The sequence below is a fragment of the Streptomyces sp. A18 genome, from assembly GCF_059026065.1.
The window spans coordinates 1-518 of the sequence record NZ_JBWLKL010000154.1; the positions used below are offsets into that span (position 1 = coordinate 1).

Here is a 518-nt window from a genome sequence, read left to right on the forward strand (position 1 = left end):
TTCCCGTACTACATGAACACCTACGGGATGCACTCCATCCACGGCCGCGCCCCCGCCATCGCCACCGGACTCGCGTCCTCACGCCGCGACTTGAGTGTGTGGGTGGTCACCGGCGACGGTGATGCGCTGTCCATCGGCGGCAACCACCTCATCCACGCCCTGCGCCGCAACGTGAACCTGAAGATCCTGCTGTTCAACAACCGGATCTACGGCCTGACCAAGGGCCAGTACTCCCCGACCTCCGAGGTCGGCAAGATCACCAAGTCCACGCCGATGGGCTCCCTGGACGCCCCCTTCAACCCCGTCTCCCTCGCGATCGGCGCGGAAGCGAGCTTCGTGGCCCGCACCGTGGACTCCGACCGCAAGCACCTCACCTCGGTGCTGCGCGAGGCCGCCGAGCACCAGGGCACCGCACTGGTGGAGATCTACCAGAACTGCAACATCTTCAACGACGGCGCCTTCGAGGTGCTGAAGGACAAACAGCAGGCCGAGGAAGCCGTCATCCGCCTCGAACACGG

At 65.4% G+C, this 518-nt stretch carries 1 protein-coding gene; it reads left to right on the forward strand.

What is annotated here, in order from left to right; all coding sequences use genetic code 11:
• A partial coding sequence (locus tag AC5P1C_RS43945; RefSeq protein WP_493871608.1) for a thiamine pyrophosphate-dependent enzyme occupies positions 1-518 on the forward strand: 518 nt, incomplete at both ends.